This is a genomic window from Pseudomonas sp. NPDC077451, assembly GCF_044543345.1.
In the GTDB taxonomy this organism is placed as follows: Bacteria; Pseudomonadota; Gammaproteobacteria; order Pseudomonadales; family Pseudomonadaceae; genus Stutzerimonas.
On record NZ_JBITVX010000002.1, the window covers coordinates 439,913 to 462,274 of the forward strand.

General features: G+C 58.7%; 19 protein-coding genes and 2 tRNA genes. 2 read left to right on the top strand and 19 right to left on the bottom strand.

Going from position 1 to position 22,362, the window contains the following annotated elements:
* Nucleotides 1–118 precede the first annotated feature (118 nt).
* Nucleotides 119–1,723: a sensor domain-containing diguanylate cyclase gene (locus ACIGHL_RS05810; protein WP_128120539.1), complete on the bottom strand. Its 1,605-nt coding sequence runs from the start codon at nt 1,721–1,723 to the stop codon at nt 119–121.
* A gap of 292 nt (nt 1,724–2,015) precedes the next feature.
* Between ACIGHL_RS05810 and ACIGHL_RS05815 the strand changes: the two genes are divergently transcribed.
* Both ACIGHL_RS05815 and ACIGHL_RS05820 read left to right on the top strand, forming a co-directional pair.
* A complete protein-coding gene (locus ACIGHL_RS05815; RefSeq protein WP_128120540.1) occupies nt 2,016–3,494 on the top strand; it encodes an ATPase domain-containing protein in 1,479 nt (492 codons plus the stop codon).
* On the top strand, nt 3,487–3,897 hold the full coding sequence (locus ACIGHL_RS05820; RefSeq protein WP_128120541.1) for a response regulator: 411 nt from the start codon (nt 3,487–3,489) through the stop codon (nt 3,895–3,897). Before ACIGHL_RS05815 ends, ACIGHL_RS05820 begins: the two co-directional genes overlap by 8 nt.
* Nucleotides 3,898–3,917: 20 nt before the next feature.
* Here the strand turns inward: ACIGHL_RS05820 and ACIGHL_RS05825 are convergent, their stop codons facing one another.
* The 18 genes from ACIGHL_RS05825 to ACIGHL_RS05910 all read right to left on the bottom strand — a co-directional run bounded on the left by ACIGHL_RS05825 (nt 3,918) and on the right by ACIGHL_RS05910 (nt 22,347).
* Nucleotides 3,918–4,988 (bottom strand): acyltransferase family protein, encoded by a 1,071-nt coding sequence (locus tag ACIGHL_RS05825; protein ID WP_128120542.1) that lies wholly within the window; start codon nt 4,986–4,988, stop codon nt 3,918–3,920.
* Nucleotides 4,989–5,033: 45 nt separating this feature from the next.
* Complete coding sequence (locus ACIGHL_RS05830; RefSeq protein ID WP_128120543.1) at nt 5,034–6,032, bottom strand: glycosyltransferase; 999 nt, start codon at nt 6,030–6,032, stop codon at nt 5,034–5,036.
* Between the two features lie 124 nt (nt 6,033–6,156).
* Entirely contained in the window at nt 6,157–6,378 is a 222-nt protein-coding gene (locus ACIGHL_RS05835; protein WP_128120544.1) for a hypothetical protein, read from the bottom strand.
* A gap of 23 nt (nt 6,379–6,401) precedes the next feature.
* Nucleotides 6,402–6,728, bottom strand: coding sequence for a hypothetical protein (locus ACIGHL_RS05840; protein WP_128120545.1), 327 nt, complete (start codon nt 6,726–6,728; stop codon nt 6,402–6,404).
* Between the two features lie 34 nt (nt 6,729–6,762).
* Nucleotides 6,763–7,980: a glycosyltransferase family 4 protein gene (locus ACIGHL_RS05845; protein ID WP_128120546.1), complete on the bottom strand. Its 1,218-nt coding sequence runs from the start codon at nt 7,978–7,980 to the stop codon at nt 6,763–6,765.
* Nucleotides 7,981–8,133: 153 nt separating this feature from the next.
* The gene (locus ACIGHL_RS05850; RefSeq protein ID WP_128120547.1) at nt 8,134–9,252 is read right to left on the bottom strand and encodes a glycosyltransferase family 4 protein; all 1,119 of its coding nucleotides are present in this window, start codon (nt 9,250–9,252) and stop codon (nt 8,134–8,136) included.
* The gene (locus tag ACIGHL_RS05855; protein WP_241509154.1) at nt 9,249–10,607 is read right to left on the bottom strand and encodes a hypothetical protein; all 1,359 of its coding nucleotides are present in this window, start codon (nt 10,605–10,607) and stop codon (nt 9,249–9,251) included. Before ACIGHL_RS05855 ends, ACIGHL_RS05850 begins: the two co-directional genes overlap by 4 nt.
* Nucleotides 10,604–11,923 (bottom strand): hypothetical protein, encoded by a 1,320-nt coding sequence (locus ACIGHL_RS05860; protein ID WP_128120548.1) that lies wholly within the window; start codon nt 11,921–11,923, stop codon nt 10,604–10,606. The genes ACIGHL_RS05855 and ACIGHL_RS05860 overlap by 4 nt, the downstream gene beginning before the upstream one ends.
* The gene (locus ACIGHL_RS05865) at nt 11,868–13,127 is read right to left on the bottom strand and encodes a glycosyltransferase family 4 protein (RefSeq protein WP_128120549.1); all 1,260 of its coding nucleotides are present in this window, start codon (nt 13,125–13,127) and stop codon (nt 11,868–11,870) included. The genes ACIGHL_RS05860 and ACIGHL_RS05865 overlap by 56 nt, the downstream gene beginning before the upstream one ends.
* A 21-nt stretch (nt 13,128–13,148) precedes the next feature.
* Nucleotides 13,149–13,676 carry a transcription/translation regulatory transformer protein RfaH gene (gene rfaH / locus ACIGHL_RS05870; protein WP_128120550.1) on the bottom strand — a complete coding sequence of 176 codons (528 nt, stop codon included), beginning with the start codon at nt 13,674–13,676 and terminating at the stop codon, nt 13,149–13,151.
* Between the two features lie 47 nt (nt 13,677–13,723).
* Nucleotides 13,724–14,467: a WbqC family protein gene (locus ACIGHL_RS05875; RefSeq protein ID WP_128120551.1), complete on the bottom strand. Its 744-nt coding sequence runs from the start codon at nt 14,465–14,467 to the stop codon at nt 13,724–13,726.
* 20 nt (nt 14,468–14,487) lie between these two features.
* On the bottom strand, nt 14,488–16,698 hold the full coding sequence (locus ACIGHL_RS05880; protein ID WP_128120552.1) for a polysaccharide biosynthesis tyrosine autokinase: 2,211 nt from the start codon (nt 16,696–16,698) through the stop codon (nt 14,488–14,490).
* 64 nt (nt 16,699–16,762) lie between these two features.
* Entirely contained in the window at nt 16,763–17,692 is a 930-nt protein-coding gene (locus ACIGHL_RS05885; RefSeq protein ID WP_128120553.1) for a glycosyltransferase family 2 protein, read from the bottom strand.
* A gap of 1 nt (nt 17,693) precedes the next feature.
* Nucleotides 17,694–19,220: a lipopolysaccharide biosynthesis protein gene (locus ACIGHL_RS05890; RefSeq protein WP_128120554.1), complete on the bottom strand. Its 1,527-nt coding sequence runs from the start codon at nt 19,218–19,220 to the stop codon at nt 17,694–17,696.
* A gap of 22 nt (nt 19,221–19,242) precedes the next feature.
* Nucleotides 19,243–20,424, bottom strand: coding sequence for a DegT/DnrJ/EryC1/StrS family aminotransferase (locus tag ACIGHL_RS05895; protein WP_128120555.1), 1,182 nt, complete (start codon nt 20,422–20,424; stop codon nt 19,243–19,245).
* Between the two features lie 60 nt (nt 20,425–20,484).
* On the bottom strand, nt 20,485–21,258 hold the full coding sequence (locus ACIGHL_RS05900) for a hypothetical protein (RefSeq protein WP_253910897.1): 774 nt from the start codon (nt 21,256–21,258) through the stop codon (nt 20,485–20,487).
* Nucleotides 21,259–22,011: 753 nt separating this feature from the next.
* A tRNA-Met gene (locus ACIGHL_RS05905) sits at nt 22,012–22,088 on the bottom strand.
* A 182-nt stretch (nt 22,089–22,270) separates the two neighbouring features.
* Nucleotides 22,271–22,347 (bottom strand) — tRNA-Met (locus tag ACIGHL_RS05910).
* Nucleotides 22,348–22,362: the final 15 nt, after the last annotated feature.

Sequence of the window (22,362 nt, forward strand, 5' to 3'; positions counted from 1 at the left end):
TTTGAACCTCGAAAACCGCAGCTGAAAAAGGCGCGCGAGTATACAAAGCTGAGTATTTTTTAGCCATGTCTGCCGTCGCCCGGCCGAGGCCTGAATGCCATCAGGAGCGAGCCGAGGATCAGGCGTCCGGTTTGGAATCTTCCGGTGAATACTGATCGGGCTCAGCGATTTCCGAGCGATTTCGGCCGTTTTGCTTGGCGCGGTACAGCGCGGCATCGGCCAGCTTCAGGACGCGTTCGATGTTGCTGGCGTGCATGGGCCAGACTGCGATTCCCAGCGAAACGGTGATGTTGCCGACCACGGGGATTTGCTCCAGCTCGACGCTGGTGCGCAGACGCTCGGCTACCAGCAACGCCGAATCGAGGGTGGTGTTGGGCAGCAGCATCAAGAACTCTTCGCCGCCGCTGCGACAGAGAATGTCAGCGTCCCGTGAGCAGGTCGTCATCAGTCCAGCCATCTGGCGGATGACGGTATCGCCCACGTCATGGCCGTGAGTGTCGTTGATGCGCTTGAAATGGTCGATATCCAGCGCTATGACCGCAAAAGACCGGCCCTCGCTGGCGAGCATCTCGAGGGCCAGTGTGAGGCCGCGACGGTTGTGCAGCCCGGTCAGCGGATCGGTTTGAGCGTCCAGGTTGAGCTTGCCGATGCGCTGATGCAGCAGGTTGATGCCCAATTGCATGGCGCGCTTGAGTTGCGCCGCTTCGAAATACCAGGAGCGGATACGCTGAATGCGCTCAGCGCTGTTGGGGGCATCCATTTCGCTTGCGCGCTGGGCCAGCTGAGAAAGCGGTCGCGTTATCAACGTCGCCAGTCCCCAGATGCAAAGCAGCGTCAGCAGAGCGAGCGGTGCCGTCTGACGGATGACTTTGAGCATCAGATCATCGAGCGGCTGCAGTGTGTCGGCGGTTGGTCGCTGGGCCACGATGCCCCAGCCTGCTGCCGGGGAGGCCGCATAGCCAGCCAGCATATCCACGCCTTGACTGTTGATCACTCGAAGGCTGCCGGACTCCCCTTGCAGCACCCTGTCGATGACTTCGTTCTCGGCCACTACTGTACCTAGGCGTTTCGGCTGCGGGTGATAGAGGAGCCTTCGTGACTGGTCGACGGCATAAAGGTAGGAGCCGTCCTGATAGAAGTGCTCGCCCAACATGCTATGGAGGATGTTGCGCTCGCGCAGAGAAATCACCCCGCCTATATAGCCGAGGTAGGTACCGTCACTGGCGACGATAGGATGCGAAATAAGGATTACCAACGTACCTAGTGCCGAAGTGTACGGGCTGCTGATCAGCGGCTCGCGCTTAGCCAAGGCTCGGAGAGCACCCGGTGAGTTCAGCTTTTGCCCAACCAATAGGCCGGTATTCGGAGCGGTCGCCAGCACTTCGCCCTGTGCGCTGGTAATGACGATGGCATTGAAGCTGTCTGTCTGTCGCCGCAGCCGTCTGGCTTCCTCGTTCAGTACATCGTTGTCAGAAAACTGGGCAGCAATATTCTCAGCGCTGACGGCCAATTGCTGCTGGGCAGAGTGAAAGAACAATTCTGTCCCGTCTGCCAGTTTTGCCGCATATGCGCGGTTGGCAGCCAGCGTGCTGCCGATCAGCGAGTCACGCTGGACCTTATAGCTGGCGTAGAAGCCGATACCGAGCGTGATCAAGCCACTCAGCATTGCCAACAGGATGATCAGTCGGCGCAAGTCCAAGCGAGGTAGGCGAGCGGTCTGCATAATTCCAGTTGTAATCAGTCTCGGTAACGGCGCGATGTAGAGATTGTGTTTGCCTGCAGCAATGACGGCAATCAGTCGACAATAGGGCTGACTGCCCCTGGCTCAGGGGGTAACTCGCGAGACCCTAACACGGTCATCAAGCAGGCAAAGCAGATTATTGACTGCGTCCCCTCGTTGCCGTGGACAAAACATGAACAACCGGGCGCGGCAGGTGACCAATGTGCACCGGCGAGTCATTAGGTCCGGATCCCCTTTGCTACCATGCGCTCACTGATCGAAACGGAAAGCTGCTGTGACCGACAACTCTACCTACTCGCCAACCGCGCCGACTCATGTTCCGACCGGCGTACCAGGGTTGGACGCTGTTCTCAAAGGAGGGCTGCTACCCCGGGCGGTCTATATCGTTCAGGGTGGACCGGGCGAAGGAAAGACCATTCTTGCCAATCAGATCTGTTACAGCTGGGCGGCTCGTGGCGAGCGCTCTCTGTACGTGACCTTGTTGGCTGAAACCCATCACCGTCTGCTTCGTCATTTGCAGAATATGCGATTCATGGACAACCAATTCGCCGGCACTTCGGTGGTCTATGAAAGTGCTTTCGATATTCTGCGTACCGACGGGTTGGAGGGCATCCTTCGCTACCTCACGCGCAACGGCAAGCGCCAGCAGGCTTCGCTGATCGTGATTGACGGCCTGTTCGCGCTGGAAGAAAACGCCGCCTCGGAGCGAGCGTTCCGTGAGTTCATCAACGACTTGTCGATCTACGCTGACGTGGTCGGGTGCACCATTCTGTTGCTAACCAATAGTAAGCGCGACTCCGGTAGCCCTGAGTTCACCATGGTCGATGGTTGGTTGCACCTGGGGAGCGACGAGGACCAATTCCGTACCTACCGCTATTTGCAGGTGCGCAAGTTCCGCGGCAGTGACTTCATCTCCGGTCGGCACATGAGTTCGATCACCAGCGACGGTTTTCGCGTGTTTCCACGGCTCGAGGCAGTCACGGGTGAGTTGGAGTCTGCCAACATGCGCGACGAACGTCTGAGCACGGGCGTCGCTGGGCTCGACGACATCATTCAGGGCGGCATTCCTTTTTCCTCGACGACCCTGCTGGTAGGCCCGACAGGGGTGGGCAAGACCACCTTGGGATTGAGCTTCATCTGCGATAGCAGTGAAGCCGAGCCCGGGCTCATTTTCGGCTTCTACGAGGACGCGCACAGACTCCGACGTCGTGCGAAAGCCCTCGGGCTCGAGCTAGGCACGATGATCGACAGCGGCGTGGTGGAGGTGGTCCATCACTCCCCGACGGAGCTCTTACAGGATCAGCTCGCCGAAGAAATTATCGAGGAAGTCCGCCGCCGGGGCGTCAAACGGCTGTTCATCGACGGCATCGACGCGTTCAAGCAGGCGGCGGTGAACGAACAGCGGCTGGGCCGTTTTGTCAGCACTCTTACCGCTATCCTGCGTTGCGAGGGCGTGACTACCGTATTTACCGCCGAGCTGGCCGAGATCGTCGGTGGCGAGCACGGGCTACAGTTCGCGGCGGTGTCGGCGATAGCGGAGAACATCATCCTGCTGCGGTACGCGGAACTCGAGTCGAGGCTCTACCGTACGCTGGCCATCTTAAAGATGCGTGAAAGCGGCTTCGATCCCTATGTATATGAGTTCTATCTGGGCGAGGGAGGGTTCAAGCTCGGAGGGAGGATGGAGCGTACCGAGGGGGTCGTGACGGGGCAGCCCCACCGTCAGACCGTAACGGGAGGGCGGGATGCGTGACGAGCAGCCGCAAAAGCTCGACCCGCTCGTGTTGCTGGTCGAGGATGAGCTCGGCCTCAGCAAGCTGATGGTGATGATTCTCGAGGACGAGGGCTACCGAGTCGTCGAAGCGGCAAACGGCGCGCAGGGCTTGGTCAAGCTTGAGCAGGAAAAGCCGGCGCTGATCATCACCGATTACATGATGCCCGAGCTCAATGGCTACGAAATGATTTGCACGATACGCAAGAACCCGGCGTTCGACGACGTGCCGATTCTGATGATGAGTGCTGCATTACCTCAGCAGTTGCCGGTCGACGATCTGGTCGATCATTTTCTGCCCAAGGGCACCGGGCTTGAGAAGCTGGTGACTACCATTCGCCATCTCATCGAGACTGGCGGCAAGCGTTCAGAGCCGACTCCCTAATGGCCGGCCGGCTGCGGCGCTCAGGGCGCCGGGGTTAGGCCCGCACCGCTGATACCTGGGCGATTGCTTGGCAGGAAGCGCTTGAGGCGCAACGCTGGCGACTCGATCAGATGCCAGGACAACGCAGCGATGGCGATGCTCGCTGCCAGGCTGATCGCCATGAACGCCGGTAACGAGAGGTGCGGGTCCAGCCAATGCATCAACAGCTGCTGCACTGGGAAACTGAAAATGTAGATGCCGTACGAAAAGTCACCGTATCGGCCGAAGCGTGACAGTCGCGGAATTCTCAGGTGGGCCAGGTAAATGGTCAGGTAGGGCAATGTCAGCACATGAACGAGGAACCACCACTCAGTCCTCGCGCCGATCAGCGAAAGCGTAAGCAGCACGACCGCGATCTTCCAGTTCCAGGGCAAGATCTTGCGATACAGATAGAGCGCTGATCCGAGAAAGAAAAACATGCCCAGGCGAGTCACCTTGCGCAGCATGTCGCTCTCCAGTCCAAGGTTAGGCGCCAAGTGGAAATGGATGAACATAAGCGCGATTGGCAGTGCCAGTACGGCGATTCGTCCGAACAGTTTGAGCAGCCCCAGCAGCAACAACATCGTGTACATCAGCACTTCATAAGGCAGCGTCCAGACTGATCCATTGACCGTCTCGGGGAACGGGTTTTCGGTGAACACGCCAGGCAGGTGGAACTGGGTGAACAGCGCCACATTCGTAAGATAGCGGACGGTCTGGCTATTGAGCAGGTACTCGCTCAGCGACAGTCCGGTGGCCAGCGGGCCGACAATGAAAGCCGTGAACAGCGTCGATACCGCCAGCGCCGGAAATATTCGTAGCGCTCGTTTGCCGGCGAAGTCCAGGCTGCTGCGGCTGTGAATCCAAGATGCGGCAATCAGAAAACCGCTCATGACGAAGAACAGATTCACCGCTATGTCGGCCGTATCCATGGAACCTGTGAACAGCCGCACCGGTTCGACAGCACCCAGTCCCGATAGCCAATAACAATGGCCAATCACCACTGCGGACGCAGCGAAGAAGCGTAGAAAGTCAAAGTTGTTTTCGTCGCGTTGCATTGATGCGATATCCATCCACGTCTCCTAATCGTGTCCGCCGAAACGCCTGAGGCGGCCACGTCAACGCAGTGGGAAGACTTTGCTCATGCCTAACGCACCATTTTCGCCGTCGTGGATGGCCTGCTCGAGAAGCGCCAGGCGCTCCCGGCTGTTACGCAAGCGCGCAAAGAGGCGCAACAGGGTGAGAAAGACCGCTCGGTTGAGCCAATGGAGCCGGGGCGAAGCGGCCCAGACGTTTTTGTCGAACCATGCTTGATTGCGCGCGGTGTAGTAGGCGCGGAAATCGGATTCACCGAGCAGGAAGGTTTCGTAGATGTTGGTGGTGCGCTCCTTGATGTTCCAGGACTGCTCCAGCTCCTCGATCACGGCTTCGGTAAAGAGATACAGTCGTCCACCGCTGGCGGTAATACGCCGGGTGTACTCGGTATCGTCAACGTAGAGGACCAGTTCCTTGAGCGGCAGACCTATCCGTTCATACAGGCTGCGATGCGCGAGCAGGCCGCCGTAGGGGGCGAATGGCAGGCTGATGCTCGTGGGTGGCCTACTGGGCCGCTTGCCCCAGGGCAGTCGACGCCAGAGTTTGTAAGGCAGCTGGGCGATATGAAAACCGAAGTAACTGGAGCGCGGCTGGCGGATGTACCGCGCGGGCACGCCTTGCGCAACGTCGGCTTGTTGCGTTGCCCGATAGCCCAGCACCGCGACCCGATCCTTGCCGAGCAGGCCAGTGAGGCGCGCAAGCTCGTGGTGCAGAATCGACACCGCGGCAGCCGTGGGTGCGTTGTCGTCGTCCATCATCCAAATGTAATCGGCATCCGCAGCCAAGGCGGCCTGGATGCCCACCGCGTAGCCATTGGCCGAACCGGTGTTTTCTGTCAGCTCGATCAGGCGGACCTGGTCCGGCCAGCGCTCCGCCAACTGATCGAGGGGTGCCAGCGCCGCGTTGCTTACCACCACCACATCGCTGATGGCGGTAAAGCTCAGGGCCCGTTCGATCAATTGCTGGAGATAGGGCAGCCGGTCGCCGTAGGTCACGGTAACCACAGTGGTTTTCGAAGTCATGGTTGTCTCGGCGTGAAACCTGAGGGTGCCCGCTACCTTGATAGCGTGGCTCATCTGGCAAGGCCCTTGCGGCAATGCGGTGGGAGCGATAGCGGGAACTCGTTGAGCGCGGTCTACAACTGAATCAACCGATCTTGCCGGATGCGTTGCTGGCTGAATACGTTCCATTGGCCGATCGATCGGCGGAACAAGGGCTCTCGTCCTCTGCGGTAAAGAACGCGTGGAAGATAGTGATCAATGGGCTATTACCGGGCATCCCGGCGATTGCCGGAGCCTGGAAAATTTCCGTATAGGAATACCCGTCTGCATACACCAGCGTTTGCTTGGTTTGGTCTGCACTGTCCATGGCGTCTCCAAATAGGTCGCGGGTTAAAACGAGTAACGAATGCTTTCGCCTGAGCGGATGTACTGGCTACCGGAAAGCGGCTTCGCCAAGCGAATCGGGGCAGGAGATGGTGTTTCGGCGTGGTTGACCCCGATGCATGGGCTAACGCTCTGGCGTGACCCGAGGTCGTAGATGTTTTTTCCAGCCGCACAGCCGGACGTGCCCTGCGCAGCACTCTCATACTCGTGCAGGTGCTGCTCATCGTATGCTGAGCCGGCTTTGTGGCTGGCGTTTGTAGTCCCGCTGATCAGCAGCGCGAGGCTTAATGCCGAAAGGGTTTGAATGCGTTGTGTTGCGGTGGTTGTGTTCATCCTTGAAGCCTCGCAATGGGAAATGAGGGCTCGGTCAGGCGTGCTTCATCGGTACAGCCGTTGGGTAAACCTGAGCCACGCTCAGAGGGGTTACCGTTGGTCGATGCAACAGCGCGTCCTGCCCTTGAAGCAACGAAACCTCTCGAACCCTAGTATCAACGAACGCCTTAATCTCCTGCCTGAATCGTTCGGTTGAAAATCGCTCTGCGCTTGTGCGGCATGTCTCAGGCAGGATCTGATGCGCTTGCGCCTCGAATTGCCCCACAGCGGCTATCAGTGACTCCGGCGTCTGTTCGGTATAGAACACGCCCGTCGGCTCGGGGTGGTCGATTCCCCGTACGGTTTCCAGTACACCGCCTCTGCCATAGGCGATAACGGGCGTGCCGCATGCCTGGGCTTCGATGGGTGCTATGCCGAAGTCTTCCTCCGCTGCAAAGACGAAGGCGCGGGCGCGCTGCATGTGGTGCAGCAGCACCGCGAAGCTTTGATACCCCATCAGCGTTACGTTCGACGTGGCGAGCTCCCTGGCCTTTTCCATCTCAGGTCCGCTACCGATCACGACCAGCTTCTTGTCCGGCATCCGCGAAAACGCCTCGACGATCATCGGAATGCGCTTATAGGGCACCATCCGCGAGGCGGTCAGGTAGTAATCCTCCTTTTCCGCGTGGAGCGTGAACTGGCGCGTGTCGACCGGCGGGTAGATCACCGTGGATTCGCGTCGGTAGCTCTTGTTGATTCGCCGGCCAATGAAGTGCGAGTTGGCGACGAAGTCATCCACACCGCTGGCGGTGCGCTGATCCCACATGCGCATGTAGTGCAGCAGCATGCGTGCCAGCTTGGCCTTGAAACCATGGTCCAGGCTCGCTTCGTGCAGGTATTGATGTTGCAGATCCCAGGCATAGCGAATCGGCGAGTGCACATAGCTGATATGCAGTTGGTTGGGGCCGGTCAACACGCCTTTGGCGACGGCGTGACTGCTGGAAATCACCAGGTCATAACCCGACATGTCCAGCTGCTCGATGGCCAGTGGCATCAGCGGCAAATACTTCTGGTAGTGCGTCTTCGCCTTCGGCAGTTGCTGAATGAAGGTCGTGGTGGCGCGCTTGCCGCCGAGGTTGGCGCGGTCCTCGTCAGAGAGAAAGTCGATCACGGAATACAGGTCGGCTTCCGGCCAGACGTCCAGCAATCCGGAAAGTACCCTCTCAGCACCGGCGTAGGTCACTAGCCAGTCATGAATTATGGCGATTTTCATTGCGATGGCCTTTTTGTAGGTTGGGGGGTGGCGGCCGTCACCTCAGTTGCCGTGACGGAAATCGCAGTCGCAGTCGCAGCCGATGGCGTTAATGCTGTACTCGCCGGCTGGGTGGTGTGTCGGGACAGTCAGGTCGCGGACCTGGGCCTCGGGCTAATGCTTTGGCTGGCTGAATGGCAACGAATTGATGCCCGCAACATTGGCATTGCGTGCTCCAGTGAACGCTTGGTCGATGAGCCTGGAAACCTGACGAGCCGAGGTGTTCCAGCAATACCGCGCGACGTTAGCCTTGCCTCGTCGCCGCAGGTCCTGACGTAAGGCGGCGTCGTTGAGGACTCGCTGCATGCTCTGTGCGATGTCCTCGACGTTCCGGGGGTCAAAGTACAGTGCGCTGTCGCCCAGAACCTCCGGAATGGATGCGGCACGCGCAGCGATGACCGGGCAACCGCAGGCCTGGGCTTCGAGCGGCGGGATGCCGAACCCTTCATAGAGCGAAGGAAACACGAAGGCAGTCGCACCCTGATAGGCCTCGACCAGTTCCTCATCGGTAAGTCTGCCCAGCATGCGAATGCGTCGACTGCCGGGCACATCGTGAAGGCTGCCCGAGAAGATCCGGTTCGAGTCGCCAATGATGCGTAGCTCGACTTCATTCTGTCCGTCCATGCTCAGAAATGCCGCCACCATCCTGGCGAAATTCTTGTGTGCACTGGGTGACGACACCGCCAGCAGGTAAGGCGCCGCCTCGCGTGGGCATTGCTCTGCGCAAAATGGTTGGAAACGCCCATCCACGGCGTTCGGCACGACACATATGTTGCTTGCTGGATAACCGTAATGGCCGGCTATTTCCTTTTTGGAAAAATCGCTGACGGTGATCAACGCCTTGGTTCGGCCAAGCAGCAAAGGGGTCAGGTTTCGGTACATGGCTCTGAATGTCCTGGAATAGCTTTCCGGGTGCCTGATGTAGGTGATGTCGTGGTGCGTTGCGATCTGGTTGCCATAGAACAGAGGGGCGGTGTTGCACAGCGAGACCAGGGGGGGGTAGCCGTTGCGTGCCAGCCACAGTGGGAGGTCCAGCTGCTCCCATGCATGCCCTCGGTGTCGACCAATACGCCGGACTTGCAATTGCTCCGCGCTTTCGTGCAGGCGTATGTCTTCGGGTGCGACGAAGACCAAGTCGTCGCGCAGGTCCTTCAACTGCAGGGAAATCTGTTCAGCGAACCGCTGTACGCCCCGCATGTCCTGAGTGAGGAATCGAGCATTGATCACGATCATCTTGAGTTCCTTCTGTTCAACGAGTCGAGATGGGTTGCAAGGGGCTCGGATCCGACCGAATCAGGCCCGAGGCTGAGGATTTTCGGAAACGCGCTGAGTTCGATGCGGGCGGCGCAGTGGTCCGCGTTGCTCGGACATTGCCAGGCGATAGCGGTGGTCCATCCCTTGTCGGGCTGAGCGGTATCCAGCAGTTTCAGGTTGCTGGCTGACTTGCCTGCCGAGGTGATGGTGACGGGGCGGGGCTGGTCTGTAGTACTCCAGGCCACCAGAAGCTGTTCGTTGTCGTTGCCGAAGCGCAGCAGAACGCTGTTTCTGGATTCCTCGACGCGCCCCAGGAACTGGTAATCCTTGATGATCGGACTGATCGCTTCGAGCACCCGGTACGCAGGTTTTGGCGAATAGTCCTGCCTGAGCAGGCCGAAGTTGTGTTCCCGTTCGCGCTTGTCGGTGCCGTCGTTGCGCAAGTCGTACCACCAGTATCCGCGCACGTTGGCTAATGTCCTGGCGAGGAAAAAGCTCCGTGCCAGATAGGCTGCCTGTAGGGTTTCGTCGATGCCGCAGGCACCCTGATGCGCAGGCCAGGCCATTTCCGTCAGGTAAAGTGGCACCGGCTGATTGGCGGCACGGGACAGTTCCATGTCGACGCCGGCGAGCCATTCGATCCAGGCTTCCGGTGTGTTCTCCCCTCGACGCCTGCAATGGACGTAGGGGTGCAACGAGAGGCCATCGACCGATTGCATGATTCCGGCTTCGATCAGGCGCAGCGCGAAACCGGATTCGATGCCCTTCGTCGTTACTGCACCGGCCAGTACCTTGGCGTCCGGGTCATGCTGGCGGATGATGCCCGCGGCATCGGTGATCAGCCGGGCGTAGTCCGCGGTGAACTGCGGATCGACCGGGTCCTCGACGTCCCATTCGTTCCAGATCTCGTAGTGCTTGATGCGGCCGCGAAACTGCTCGGCGGTGAACGCCACGTAGCGGTTGAATGCGGTGCGTACCGGTTCGCTGCGTGGCTTCTCGCCGTCGCCGTGAAAGCGATTGCCGTAGCCAAGAATGAACAGGCTGTCGATCCCCTGCGCTTCGTTGCCGGCAAGATATTTAGGCCAGTGCGGTTCCACCTTGAGCTGATCGCGCCTGCGCTCAAGGAAGGCCCAGTGGGCATCGGTGCGCACGGACTCGATGCCAGCTTGTTTCAGCAGCTGCACGCCCTTGCTGGTGCTGTCGCCCAGGTGCAGGTCATGCGAGCAGACCCCTAGGATGAACGGGTCCTCAGCTGGCTGTGCCGGTGCCTGCATGGCAAGGACGGTCACAGCGGCGGCAAGTGCCAAACGGTGCAATGGATGGCGACATTTCATGACCGGTCGTCCCTGGTTTTTCGCTTGTCGAGTTCAAGGCCGCAGCGCGTTGAAACCGCAGCAATCGGGTGGTGACGCTCACGCGGCGTCAGGGCATGTGCGATGGCCATGCCGAGGAATAGGGTGGCCGTGGTGACTTCCAGTACGTCGGTTGCCCAGCCAATCAGGATGGTGCAGAAAACGATCCCTAGCAGCGCGTCGCGAATGCGCGGGCCACGGTCATGCAGGCGCAGCAGCAACGGAAACAGCAGCAGATACAGCAGTACACCGAATACGCCGAGCATTCCCCATAGGTACAGCGCTGTGTTGTCGGCGATGCTCAGCAACTCCAGCCAGGCCAATGGAAAGGCTGCCGCGCTGCTGCCTACTGCACCGAAACCCGCTCCCCACCAGCCCCAACCTTCATTGGTCACGACGTCGATGAAATTCGGCCAGCTGTGAATCAATCGGTCGTTGAAGGACGCCAGCAGGCTGGCGCTATAGGCCTCGCTCTGTGGAATGTTCAATAGCAGGCTGGCGATCGGCAATGCCATTCCGGTCAGCACGGCTATGAAAAATGCCGTGGCGCTGGGCAGGCGATAGCCGGCCAGAAACAACATCATCAGGGTCAGCAGGTAAGCCGCCGCGGTGGACTTATTGGTCGTCAGAAAGATTGCGCCGAAGGCCACCGGGTACAGCGCCATCCGTAACAGCCGCGACTGCAGGAACGCCGCCAGGAACAGGCTGTACAAGGCGATCATCACGGCCAAGTTGGTCGACATCCTGGCGAACCCGGCGAGACGGTCGGTACTGCCAAAGGCCCATGATTTGTTAGCGGTCAACTCGACGTCGCCCATCATGTAGCTATAGCCCTTCCACGGCACGCTGGTGAACATGTCCAGCGCAATGCCGAGCAGGGACGCGACTAGGCACAGGCCAATTACCCAGCTGAGCAGGCGGATTCTCTGTTCCAGGTAGCCGCCGCAGAACAAGCCGAACAGCAGCGGAATGTAAATGAACAAACTGAAGCCGACATTGCCGAGTGTGGCGCCGTGCAGCAGCGCGAACAGGCTCGAGACCAGCACAGCAAACAGCACCAGCCACACGCCGGGTTTGTTTTGTGCCCTGGGTAATTCCAGTGCAACCGCAGCGATGCAGGCCAGCTTTGGCAAGTAGAGCAGGGCGGACACGCCAGCAACATCCAGGTAGTAGCGAAGTGCGCCGGCAAAGGTTTCGCTGATCAGCAGCGAGGACGCGATCAGCGTGAGCACGGTGGGTTTGTCAATCGCCAGCGGTCTCGACCTGCGGTGCGAAATGGTCAGCAAACTCGGGTTCATCTTGGGCGCTCCGGCCGTGCAGCGTGGAATGCAGGATCGACTGGTACTGATCGAGCATTCGTTCCGTATCTAAGAAGGCGGCGACGCTATCGCGCGCTTGGCTGGACAATCGATGACGCAGACCGCTATCGAGGTAGAGTTTCAGCATTGCTCTGCCAAGGGAGTCGGGATCTGCTGGTGTGCACAGCAGTCCGTTCAGGTTGTCCTGAATGATCTCCGGCAGACCGCCCATATTCGTTGCGATGATGGGCAGATGTTGTGCGCAGCCCTCTACGGCGACGAGGCCGAAAGGCTCAGCCCAGATTGACGGTACGACCAGTACATCGATCCCTTGCATGAAGCGTTCTGAAGGCTGATAGCCGACGAACCTAACTTTGGAAGGGTCGGCCAGCTCGTTGAGCTTCGCTTCGTAATCCAGCTTGCCGCGACCGGCGATTTCCAACGTGGCGTTGATGGACAGCGCCTGGAACTGCTCGATCAGCCAGCCCACCCCCTTGTTTTCAGACAGCGTGCCGATGTAACCGAAGCGCAGCAGGCCGCTGTGACGTGGGCGTGGGTTGGCCGAATGGCTGTGGCTGGAGTCGACGCTGTTGTGCACGACATGCTGGCTGGCCCGGCTGAAGTAGCCCTCGGCGGTGATTCTGTCCAGGACGAAGCGGCTCACGCCGATCACGGCTGCAACTTGAGCCGAGGCGGCCGCATGCGGCCGCCGAAAGGCCGAACACATGCCGCACTGGCGCTCGCAGCTGCGGCCCTTGTCGAACATGGTGTCCTTTGGGCATAGCAGATAAAGGTCGTGCAGCACCTGAACGATTGGCAGCCCGGCCGCGCTGATCTCATCCCAGGCCGATATCGACCACCCGGTGAGGTTGTTACACACCACAACGTCGGGCCGTTCATGCTCGATGACCTGGCGCACATGCCGCCGCATGCTTCGGTTGTAACTGTCTCGATAGTGCCAACCGAGCCGCAACAGTCGGCTGGGACGCGACTGGGTGAAATGCCAATAGAAGTTATCCAGCCCGGCTCGGTAGATCCGCACGCCGTCGAGCTCTTCTTCGTGCAGCCCGACCTCTGGTCCGGTCGCCAGGACGACGGTGTCGCAGCCGCGACGTTGGAGTCCTTCGGCTATCTGGCGGACAACGATTTCGGCGCCACCGCCGATATGGGGCGCATACAAACTGTGTAGAACTAGAACTTTCATGGTGTGCCCCTCGATGAGCCGTCAATCCGCTCGACAGGCCAGCGCTAGGCCAGGATGGGCGGCGGTGCTGCAGAGGTAGCGCGTGGGCACACGGACCTTTTGTTCACGCTGCAACAGGTTCAGCAAGATCACCGAACGCTTCTCGCCGTCAGCGCTGACAAAGATCGCCTCAAGCTCGTTGAAGCTGCCGCCGTGAAGCTGCACCTTTTCGCCGGGTTCGAACTGCGGCTTCTGGGACGGGGCCGCCAGGCGTTGGCGCAACTGCTCGATCAGCTCGTCTCTGACCGGCGTCGGCTCGCTACCGAAGGCCACCACTCGGGCGACGCCGCGAGTGGAGCGGATCGGATACCAGTTATCCAGCTTCCGATCGAGACGGATGAATAGGTAGCCTGGAAAGAGCGCTTCGTCCGCCTTTCCGTTCCCTGCGGCGTTTGGCTTTACTGGCCGGTAGCACTCGAAGTCCTGACGTCGAAGATTGTCTTCGGCGCGGCTTTCCTGGCGGGGTTTGGTCTGGATCAGGTACCAGCGAGCGATGCTGAGCGAGGTCATATGAACTGCCTTCCGTAGTGAAAATTTCAATGTCCGTTCTGTCGACGTCACGCGCCTTGCAACGTGGCCGACTGCTCTATTCCTTCGACCAGGGAGAAGCGTTTGAGCAGTGCCTGCGCTTCGCTTCGGCTGTTGAACATCAATACGTCGATGATCGACAGCGAGGGCACGAAGGGATGGTTGAACTGCGGATAGCTCAGGTCATCCATGCGCAAAAAACGCAGCACCAGCCCGTTCGATCTGAAGTAGGCAGGACAGTAGAGCGCCGTGCCGCCAATGGGGTTGATGTATAGCTCGGCGTTCATCTTGTGGGCGATGGTGACGACGCGTTCCTGCTTGTCCATGCGTGCCGGCAAGCCCAACTCCGAGCCGATGCGGATAGGCGTTGCGATCTGCAGATAGGCACAGATCCGCCGAATGGAGTTTTCGATGAAGCGCGCTAGGTTGCGCTCCGGATGAGCCAGAATCTGGCGCACCAGCGTTATCACCTCGGCCTTGTGTGGCGCGCGTGAGTAGCCCAGCTCCAGTGTTTTCAACAGTTTCTGAGCTTCCTGCTCGAACTCGTCGGATAGCCAGCGCTGGTTGATCGGGGAGAACTGGCTGGCTTTGCGCAACGGGAACGTGATCAGTTTTGGCTGCCCGTTCGCCAGCACTCGGTTGCGGTTAATCCAGGAGCCCTTGACGTACTGAAGGTCGTCGCCCAGCACAAAGACATCGCTGCGCGCGATCAGCTGGAAATAGCCAAGGTAGGGGAACAGATAGGGCTGCATCATCGAGACGGTTCTGAGCACGGGCTTATCCCTCGCGTGTGTCAGGCTTTTTGAGAATAGCTGTAGTAACCGTAGGCACCGGTCTCGTAGGCGGAGCTCGAGGCCCTGCGTTTGACGCCATTGAGGATGGCCCCCTTGAGCAGTACGCCGTTCTGCGCCAAGCGTCGTTTGGAGGCTTCGACCTGGGCGGCAGTGCTCAGCCCATAACGGGCCACCAACAGGCAGGTGCCGGCCTGTTGTGCAACCAGGACGGCATCCGTTACCGCCAACACCGGTGGTGTATCGACGATCACGAAGTCGTATTCACGCTCGGCTTCTTTCAGCAACCGCGCGAAGTTCTCGTGCATCAAGAGTTCTGAGGGGTTGGGCGCGGAATGCCCGCTAGCGATGAAATGCAGGTTGGCCTGATCGGTCTTGTTGACTACGGCGGCGAGTTGCAAACCGCTGGCCAGGGCGTCGGACAAACCGTTGCGCGGCGCCAGGCCGAACATGCCGGCCAGGTAGCCGCGCCGCATGTCGGCATCAATCAGCAGCACGCGCTGACCAGCCTGAGCAATGACTGATGCCAGATTGCTGGCGACGAAGGATTTGCCCACCGAGGGCGTAGGGCTGGTGATGACCAGCACCTGATTGCGTGCCTCGAGCATGGCGAATTTGAGGCTGGTGCGCAGGCTACGGAGAGATTCGATCGCCAGGTCGGCCGGATCGGCGCGACCCAGCAGCTTGCTTCGGCCATCGCGGATTTTCCGCAACCGGTACAGGTGCTCCTGTTTCGGCGAGAAGGGCAGCGCCGCATACACGGGTGTGCCCAGATGTTCGATGGTTTCGGGGCTTTCAATACCGCGATAGAACACCTGTCGTAGCAAGATCACCATCGCCGACACCAGCAGCCCGACGAAGATCGCAACCAGTACCACCAGGGGTTTGATGGGCTTGGCCGGTTTTTCCACCACCGCGTAGGCACTGTCGATGATTCGTACGTTGCCGATGGTGCCCGCACGCAGGATGTCCTGCTCTTGTGCCTTGTCCAACAGCAGCGTGTAGGTGCGCGTGGTGACCTGCATGTCGCGGTTCAGACGCAGGAGTTCCTGCTGCGTCATCGGCAGGGTGTCGATTTTCCCCATCAGCGCGGCTTTCTGCGCCTGCAACTGGCCGATCTTCTTCATCAGCGTCTGGTAGGTCGGGTGTTCCGGCGTGTAGAGCTGGTTGTATTCAGTGCGCTTGAGGTTGTGCTCCGAGATCTGGGATTCGAGCGCGACAATCTGATCGAGCACGCCCTTGGTCTCGATGCTGATATCCACCGACTGGGCGCTGGTCTGATAGTCATTGAGGGCGGCTTCAGCCTTTTCCAGTTCCTTGCGCACCAACGGCACCTGTGTCCGCAGGAATTCCAGGCGCTGGGCTGCTTCGGCGGAACTGCGTTCGATGTTCTGCAGCACGTACAGGCGACTGATCTTATCGAGCACGCGATTGGCTTTCTCCGAATCTGGGTCCTCGAGGGTGAGGTAGATAATTCCGGAGTCCTTGCCGGCTTCCCCCACTTTCAGTCGCTTCTGGTAGTCCAGCGCGGTGGTCTGCGGGCGGCTGCGCACGACGATGAACTCGGTGCCGGGGCGAGCCTTGAGTTCGGCGACCTGTACCCGAAAACCGTCGTGCTGCACGGCTTCGTTGATCTTGCCGGTCAGCAGCAACTTTTCATCAGCGTCGTACAGCCGGTATGAGCCGGCAGTGCCTGCACGCAGCAGCATTTTTTCGCCCAGGTAGGCTTCCGGCACGTCCAGCTGGAAGATGTCCAGCTTTTCTCCGCCCCAAGCGTAGCTGTCCATTCCCAGTAACGGCGCAGCCAGCTCGCCGTCTTTTACGGGGTCGTGTTGGCGCGCCAGGTAGCTGCCAAGCAGCGGGACGTACTTGGGCCGTGCGGTGATGTACAACTTCAGATCATTGACCGTGCTGCCCAGCACAGCACGGGATTTGATCAGTTCTATTTCGGTGATCGCCTGGGATACCGAGTTCGGCCGGGGCACGGCTTCTGGAATGCCGGTGATACCCGCCTTCTTCGGCTCGATCTGGATCATCGCGGTGGCTTCGTAGATGGGCGTGGCGACGATGGCATAGGCGACGCCGAGCAGCGCGAAGAGGGTCGTGATGGTGAAAATAAGACGCTTGTGATCGAACGCCACGCGCAGTATGCGCGCCAGATCGATCCGGTTATCGCCGTCGTAGTCCAGCGAAGAGCGGGCCATTGCAGTCATTGCGGGTTCCTTCCTTGAGTGTTGCGCCATCGGTGCAGCAGCGGGCGTGACGGCCAGGTGTTCGTCAGACACCTGGGGTCAGCCTGCGTAAAAGATTGATGCTGATGTTCTGAAAGACCTGGCCCAGCGCCTGAAGCTTGCTGAGCGGGGAGATCGAAGCGAGTACCTGAGCGAACACCTGAATCATGAAGTACTCGTAAAGCGACGGGTCGCCGATGCGCTGGTAGTAACGCGCAAGGTTGTAATAGGCGTGCGTGGTCATCTGAATGCGTTGCTTGCTGCTGCGCATCGAGAAGATGCCGCCTTCGTGCACCCGGTAGGCCGCAGGTTTGATCTCTTCGATGAACTTGCCCTTGCCATGAGCACCAAGCAATGACCACCAACAGATGTCCAGAACCTCGACACCGTGCAGCTCCGGCGGCAGCTCATGCACCAGATTGCGGAAACAGACGGTCAGGGTTGAAATCGGGCGCGCCTGTTTCAGCTGTAGAGCGCTCGCGTCCTTCCGATATTTGCCGGTCAGATGAGGGGTACGGACCACGCCCTCGCTGTTGAACATGAATGCATCGTGATAGGTCATCACGTAGTCGCGATGTTTTTCGAGGAAGGCCACCTGGATCTGCAGCTTGCGTGGATCCGTCCAGTAGTCATCCCCTTCGCAATAAGCGATGTACCTGCCGCTGGCCTGAGCGAACAGGCGCGTGCTGAACGGCACCCCTAGGCTGTACTGGTTCTCCCGCTGATAGATCGGCTTGATCAGGTTCGGATAGCGCGCGGCGTATTCACAGATGATTGCTGTGGTGCTGTCGGTCGAGGCGTCGTCATGGACGATCACCTCGAATGGGAAATCGGTTTCCTGCCGGATGAATCCTTCCAGCGTTTCCTTTATGAACGCTGCATGGTTGTAGGTCAGGCAGATGATGCTCAGCAGGGGAGATCGTTGATCGCCCCACGCTGCCATGACGTCCTGTTCGGTTTTCGATTGGGTATCCATTTCAAACGCTCGACTTGGTCATCATTACGTAAAGCCGCATCACTACCGGCCTGGAGGTGAAGGCCACCAGCGTCAGGCAGATAAGTCCGCTGACGGCCAGCCCTAGAAGAATGTCGAATCGGTTTTCGCTGGAGATGGCGGCAAACACCGGTTCGCCGATCAGCAGACCCAGGCCGGTCATGGCCGTGATACGCAACAGATCTTGTAGCCAGGGTCGATGCAGGCCGGCACCGAAGCGCTTGTGCACCATCGACGGCCAGATCAGAAAGGTCAGCATGCGTAGCCCGAACCAGGCCAGCGCTGCGCCGTACACGCCATGCTCAAGGGTTGCGTAAATGACCACGGGAATGCTCAGCACTGCACTGACCACGCTGAACCACACATGAAGGCGCAGCTGGCCGTAGGCGTACTGCAGATAGAACTGAAAGGCGGTGACGGCCATGATCGCGCTGCCGACCACGTACCAAGGCAGTATCTGGCGGCTCCATTTCGCTGCCTCTGCGTCACCGGTCCAGGCAAAAACCAGATCGGCGGCGTGAAACGCGATCACTCCCGCCAACGGGAACAATAGGCTGCAGACGAACCGGGTCGCGTTCAGGTAGAGCGACTGCATATCGGCGATCCGGTCTTCAGCGACGAGCATCGTCATCCGCGGCAGCAGCGTCTGCACCAATGGATTGGTCAGCGTCATGATGCCGGTCGCAATCAGCGCGACCAGCGAGAAATAGCCGTACTCTTTAAGCGGCAGCACGTTGGACAGCAGCACCTTGTCCAGCTGCGTCAGGACGATCCACAGCACCGAGGTCAGCGAAATGCCAGCGGCGAAGGGCAGAACCGGCTTGACCACTGCCCAGTTGAAGCCGGTCAGCAGCTTCGGATTGGGCATCAAACTGTACGCCTTGACGGCGAAGATAAGCGTTTCGAGCAGTCCGACAGCGGCCTGGAAGACAAAGAAGTCCTGAGGGTTCTGGCTGATATTGGCCACCAGAAACAGCCCACCGAAATAGCGCAGCGTGGCGACGATGACATTTGCGCTGTTCAGCCATGCATGTAGCTCAAGGCCTTGCAGACCACTCTTGTAGAGCGTGGCGTAGAGCTTGAGGCCGATCATCAAGCCCATCAGGCTGATGCAATGGACGATCGTGGCGCTGCTCAGCTCCTCTGCCTGCAACCATTGGTGAGCGATCCAACCACTGGCGAAATGGATGCTGAGCGCGGTGAGCAGAGCCAACGGCAGGAAGATGAGTTCGAACGAACGCAGCAGTTGTCCCGGTTCGTAGCGTTGCGCCGCGGAGCCGTTACGACCGCGAAAATGCGCTATTTGACGAACCAACGAAGGGGACAGGCCGGCGTCCAGCAGCTGCAGCCAGGCCTGCAGTACTGCGAAAAAGCCGATCAGGCCATAGGCCTCGGCGCCCAGGTGCCCGAGATAGAAAGGCAGGATAAGAATGCCGATGAGCATGGCGTACGCTTGGCCTGCGTAACTAAGGCCGGTGTTGCGAAGCATCGATAGATTTCGATCGGACATGTCGTCAGCCGTTCTGATTGAGTCAGTAAATGCGCTTGTACGCCGGGGCTGGCGGGCTTAAACGGTCTTCCAGCAACAGACTGGCAGCGACCTGAGGCCAGATGCGTTCGGTGGCCAGGTGGCTGCCCTGGGATGACGGACTCAATAGCGTCTCGATAACCGTGTTCTGAACGTGCCGTGGCAGGCCCGGGTAGATCGGCAGGCACAGCACCCGGCGACTCAGGGCGCGAGACTCGGTTTGTGGGATCTGCGGCTGCACGTAGCTGAGCGTGTCCAAAGAGGGGTAGAAGTAGCGCCTCGGGTTGATACCCTTGTTCTTAAGCGCCGCCCGGCACTGAAGCAGTTGGTTTTCATCCGTCAGGGCTATCGGGAAGTAGCTGTGGTTGCGCTGTGAGTACGGCTGCTGGCGCTGCAAGTCGAAGTGATCACCGAGCTGTTGTTCGTAGCGGCTGGCGATTTCCTCGCGCTGCTCCAGAATCAACGCCATGTCGTCGAGGATGCACAGGCCCATTGCGGCGGCAAATTCGTTGAGTTTGGCGTTGATGCCAATGCCGTCGATGATGTCGGTGTCGACGATGCCGAAGTTGCAGAGCAAGCGAATCCTTTCCGCCAAGGCGTCATCATCGGTGACGATGGCGCCGCCCTCGATGGTGTGGAACAGCTTGGTTGCGTGAAAGCTGAGCGTGCTGATGTCGCCCCAGTTGAATACCGACTGGTCCTTGTAGCGGACGCTGAACGCGTGGGCGCCGTCGTAGATCACCTTCAGGCGATGCCGCTGCGCAACCTGCGCGATAGTCTCGACGTCGCACGCATTGCCGAAGACATGGGTGGCCACGATCGCTTGGGTGTCGGCCTCTATCCTCGCTTCGATCTGCTGGGGATCCAGATTCCAGGTGGCCTTGTCGATGTCGGCGAATATCGGCCGGACGCCCTCCCACTGCAGCGAGCTGGTGGTGGCGACGAAGCTGAACGGAGTGGTAATGGCGCTGCCGCTGAGGTTCAGTGCCCGATAAGCGATCTGCAGCGCCAAGGTCCCGTTGTTGGTCAGGATGATATTTCTGACGCCTAGGTAATCGCGCAGCCGCTCCTCCAGCTCAGTTACCAGCGGACCATGATTGGTTAACCAACCGGATGCGTAGATGCTGTCGACGTAGCCCAAGAATTTGGTTTTATTGCCCAGATACGATTTGGTGACATTGATCATCTCGATGTCCTTATCGGTCGTCACGTCGGATAGCAGACGCAAAAAAGTGCGTCTGTGAGATCACGCAGTAGGTTGCGTACCCAGGGCTGTTGCGCGTCGTGCCCGACGCTGGTTCAGCTTGAGGATCATGCGGGTCGCGAAGCTACCGGCGTGCGGATCGCCATAGTGGAAAATGGCTGTTGCGCGGCGGTGGGAGGGATCGCAGGGTTCGTTCGCATGCAGTGTGCGGTAGCCCCAGAACAGATAGAGGTTGCCCGGGACAAGTTGAAGCTTTTCGGGTCGCAAAAGCTTGTGGCGGATGGCCGCGCTGATCAGTTTTCGACTCAGTGCGTTCTGCAATAACGCTTTCTCCACAACGTTAATAAGGACATTGGAGCGTATGCGGCGACCATTGGGGAATAGAATGAGATCACCCCGATCGACCCCCTCTTGAGGAATTTCGATGGGCAGTAGTGCGGTGACCAGACTGGCGTCGTAGTGAAAGCAATTGGACTCGCGCCGGCCTGAGGTCCCCTGCACACAGCGCAGGACTTTAAGTATTTCATCGCTATAAGCGGCTTGCCCTGCGCCCGCCTGATAGACACTTGCCAACATATTCCGAAACTCTGGCGAAGCGCCTAGCGCGCCCAATAGACAACTTTCTATTTCGCCGCCACCATGATGCGCGAAATAACTTCCTTTATGTTTTTCGGCCTCGATCCGGACGCTTTCTTGAAGCAATGCCAGTTGTTCGTTTGATAGGAAGTTGGTAATGCAGGAACTTCCTTTATTTTTTATTTCGTTGGTAATTAGCTGAAGGGCTGACGCTTCCAAGTTGCGAAAAGGTGTATTCACGATGCACTCCAGTTGGATAATACAGTCGAGTAAGCGTTTTAGTCAGGTAATTAGCGCAGTCAAATCTGCTCGACAACGGTATTGGATGGTGCGGGTGGCATTACCGTTTAAAAAACTATGAGCCCAATTAGCGCTGCATAGGCTTTCCGCTAACGTAATTCGTCCTGGCGAACCTACCGCCACCAGCCGCTTAGGCGCCTGTTGATCTGTCTGCGTTGTTGTTGAAGCAGAGTGGCTGGCTCCGCAGTAGGCTTCAGGCAGAGCTACCGCACTCGGCTAGGATTCGAGATAAGCAATTAGAGTTTTTTTTGGCGCAGGCGGCGCATCAGCAGTAGCTGGGGGAAACGCCACCCATGTGCATCAAAGCAGTACCGGCTTCCTAAACTGGTTTGCCGATCGAAGTGAGCTGCGGCTGATTTATGTGATGTAGTTAACATTCGGAGCCTGACGGTAGTCAAGGTCTGAAACAAAAAAATAAGCGCACAAATGAGGTGCTTTATCTCAATCCATTGATAGCAAAGGGAGTTCTTACTTAAATAGGCGGGCTAGCGTCGGGGCGACTTAGGTTGGCTCAATCTTCGGAACTAATCCGTTTGATCTACGACCATTTGCGCAGTAAATAGATGCGCGCTGAAAGCTTCTTCATTTATTCCGAAAAATTAAAAGAAGGGGCGGTTTTATATGCGAGACAAGTTCTTTCTGAGAAAAAGCGAACAGCAAAAAAAAGGCCACTCAATGAGTGGCCTTTCTATTTGGTTGCGGGAGCCGGATTTGAACCGACGACCTTCGGGTTATGAGCCCGACGAGCTACCAGACTGCTCCATCCCGCGTCTGTGGGCGGCATTCTACAGGCTGACGAACCCGTGTCAACCTTCCGCGGCGATAAAGCGTTTTATTTTCAGGTGGTTAGCCAGGTTGGCTGGCTTGGCACAACGAGCTGAGCGTATCCACTCAGGCCTCATACGGCGATACAAACGAAAAAGGCCACTCGATTGAGTGGCCTTTCCGTATTTGGTTGCGGGAGCCGGATTTGAACCGACGACCTTCGGGTTATGAGCCCGACGAGCTACCAGACTGCTCCATCCCGCGTCTGTGGGCGGCATG

Excerpts from the sequence above, each read along its gene's own strand:
- ACIGHL_RS05810 (WP_128120539.1), bottom strand. The coding sequence starts at position 1,723 with ATGCAGACCGCTCGCCTACCTCGCTTGGACTTGCGCCGACTGATCATC.
- ACIGHL_RS05820 (WP_128120541.1), top strand. The coding sequence starts at position 3,487 with ATGCGTGACGAGCAGCCGCAAAAGCTCGACCCGCTCGTGTTGCTGGTC.
- ACIGHL_RS05825 (WP_128120542.1), bottom strand. The coding sequence starts at position 4,988 with ATGGATATCGCATCAATGCAACGCGACGAAAACAACTTTGACTTTCTA.
- ACIGHL_RS05830 (WP_128120543.1), bottom strand. The coding sequence starts at position 6,032 with ATGACTTCGAAAACCACTGTGGTTACCGTGACCTACGGCGACCGGCTG.
- ACIGHL_RS05835 (WP_128120544.1), bottom strand. The coding sequence starts at position 6,378 with ATGGACAGTGCAGACCAAACCAAGCAAACGCTGGTGTATGCAGACGGG.
- ACIGHL_RS05840 (WP_128120545.1), bottom strand. The coding sequence starts at position 6,728 with ATGAACACAACCACCGCAACACAACGCATTCAAACCCTTTCGGCATTA.
- ACIGHL_RS05845 (WP_128120546.1), bottom strand. The coding sequence starts at position 7,980 with ATGAAAATCGCCATAATTCATGACTGGCTAGTGACCTACGCCGGTGCT.
- ACIGHL_RS05850 (WP_128120547.1), bottom strand. The coding sequence starts at position 9,252 with ATGATCGTGATCAATGCTCGATTCCTCACTCAGGACATGCGGGGCGTA.
- ACIGHL_RS05855 (WP_241509154.1), bottom strand. The coding sequence starts at position 10,607 with ATGAAATGTCGCCATCCATTGCACCGTTTGGCACTTGCCGCCGCTGTG.
- ACIGHL_RS05860 (WP_128120548.1), bottom strand. The coding sequence starts at position 11,923 with ATGAACCCGAGTTTGCTGACCATTTCGCACCGCAGGTCGAGACCGCTG.
- ACIGHL_RS05865 (WP_128120549.1), bottom strand. The coding sequence starts at position 13,127 with ATGAAAGTTCTAGTTCTACACAGTTTGTATGCGCCCCATATCGGCGGT.
- rfaH (WP_128120550.1), bottom strand. The coding sequence starts at position 13,676 with ATGACCTCGCTCAGCATCGCTCGCTGGTACCTGATCCAGACCAAACCC.
- ACIGHL_RS05880 (WP_128120552.1), bottom strand. The coding sequence starts at position 16,698 with ATGACTGCAATGGCCCGCTCTTCGCTGGACTACGACGGCGATAACCGG.
- ACIGHL_RS05885 (WP_128120553.1), bottom strand. The coding sequence starts at position 17,692 with ATGGATACCCAATCGAAAACCGAACAGGACGTCATGGCAGCGTGGGGC.
- ACIGHL_RS05890 (WP_128120554.1), bottom strand. The coding sequence starts at position 19,220 with ATGTCCGATCGAAATCTATCGATGCTTCGCAACACCGGCCTTAGTTAC.
- ACIGHL_RS05895 (WP_128120555.1), bottom strand. The coding sequence starts at position 20,424 with ATGATCAATGTCACCAAATCGTATCTGGGCAATAAAACCAAATTCTTG.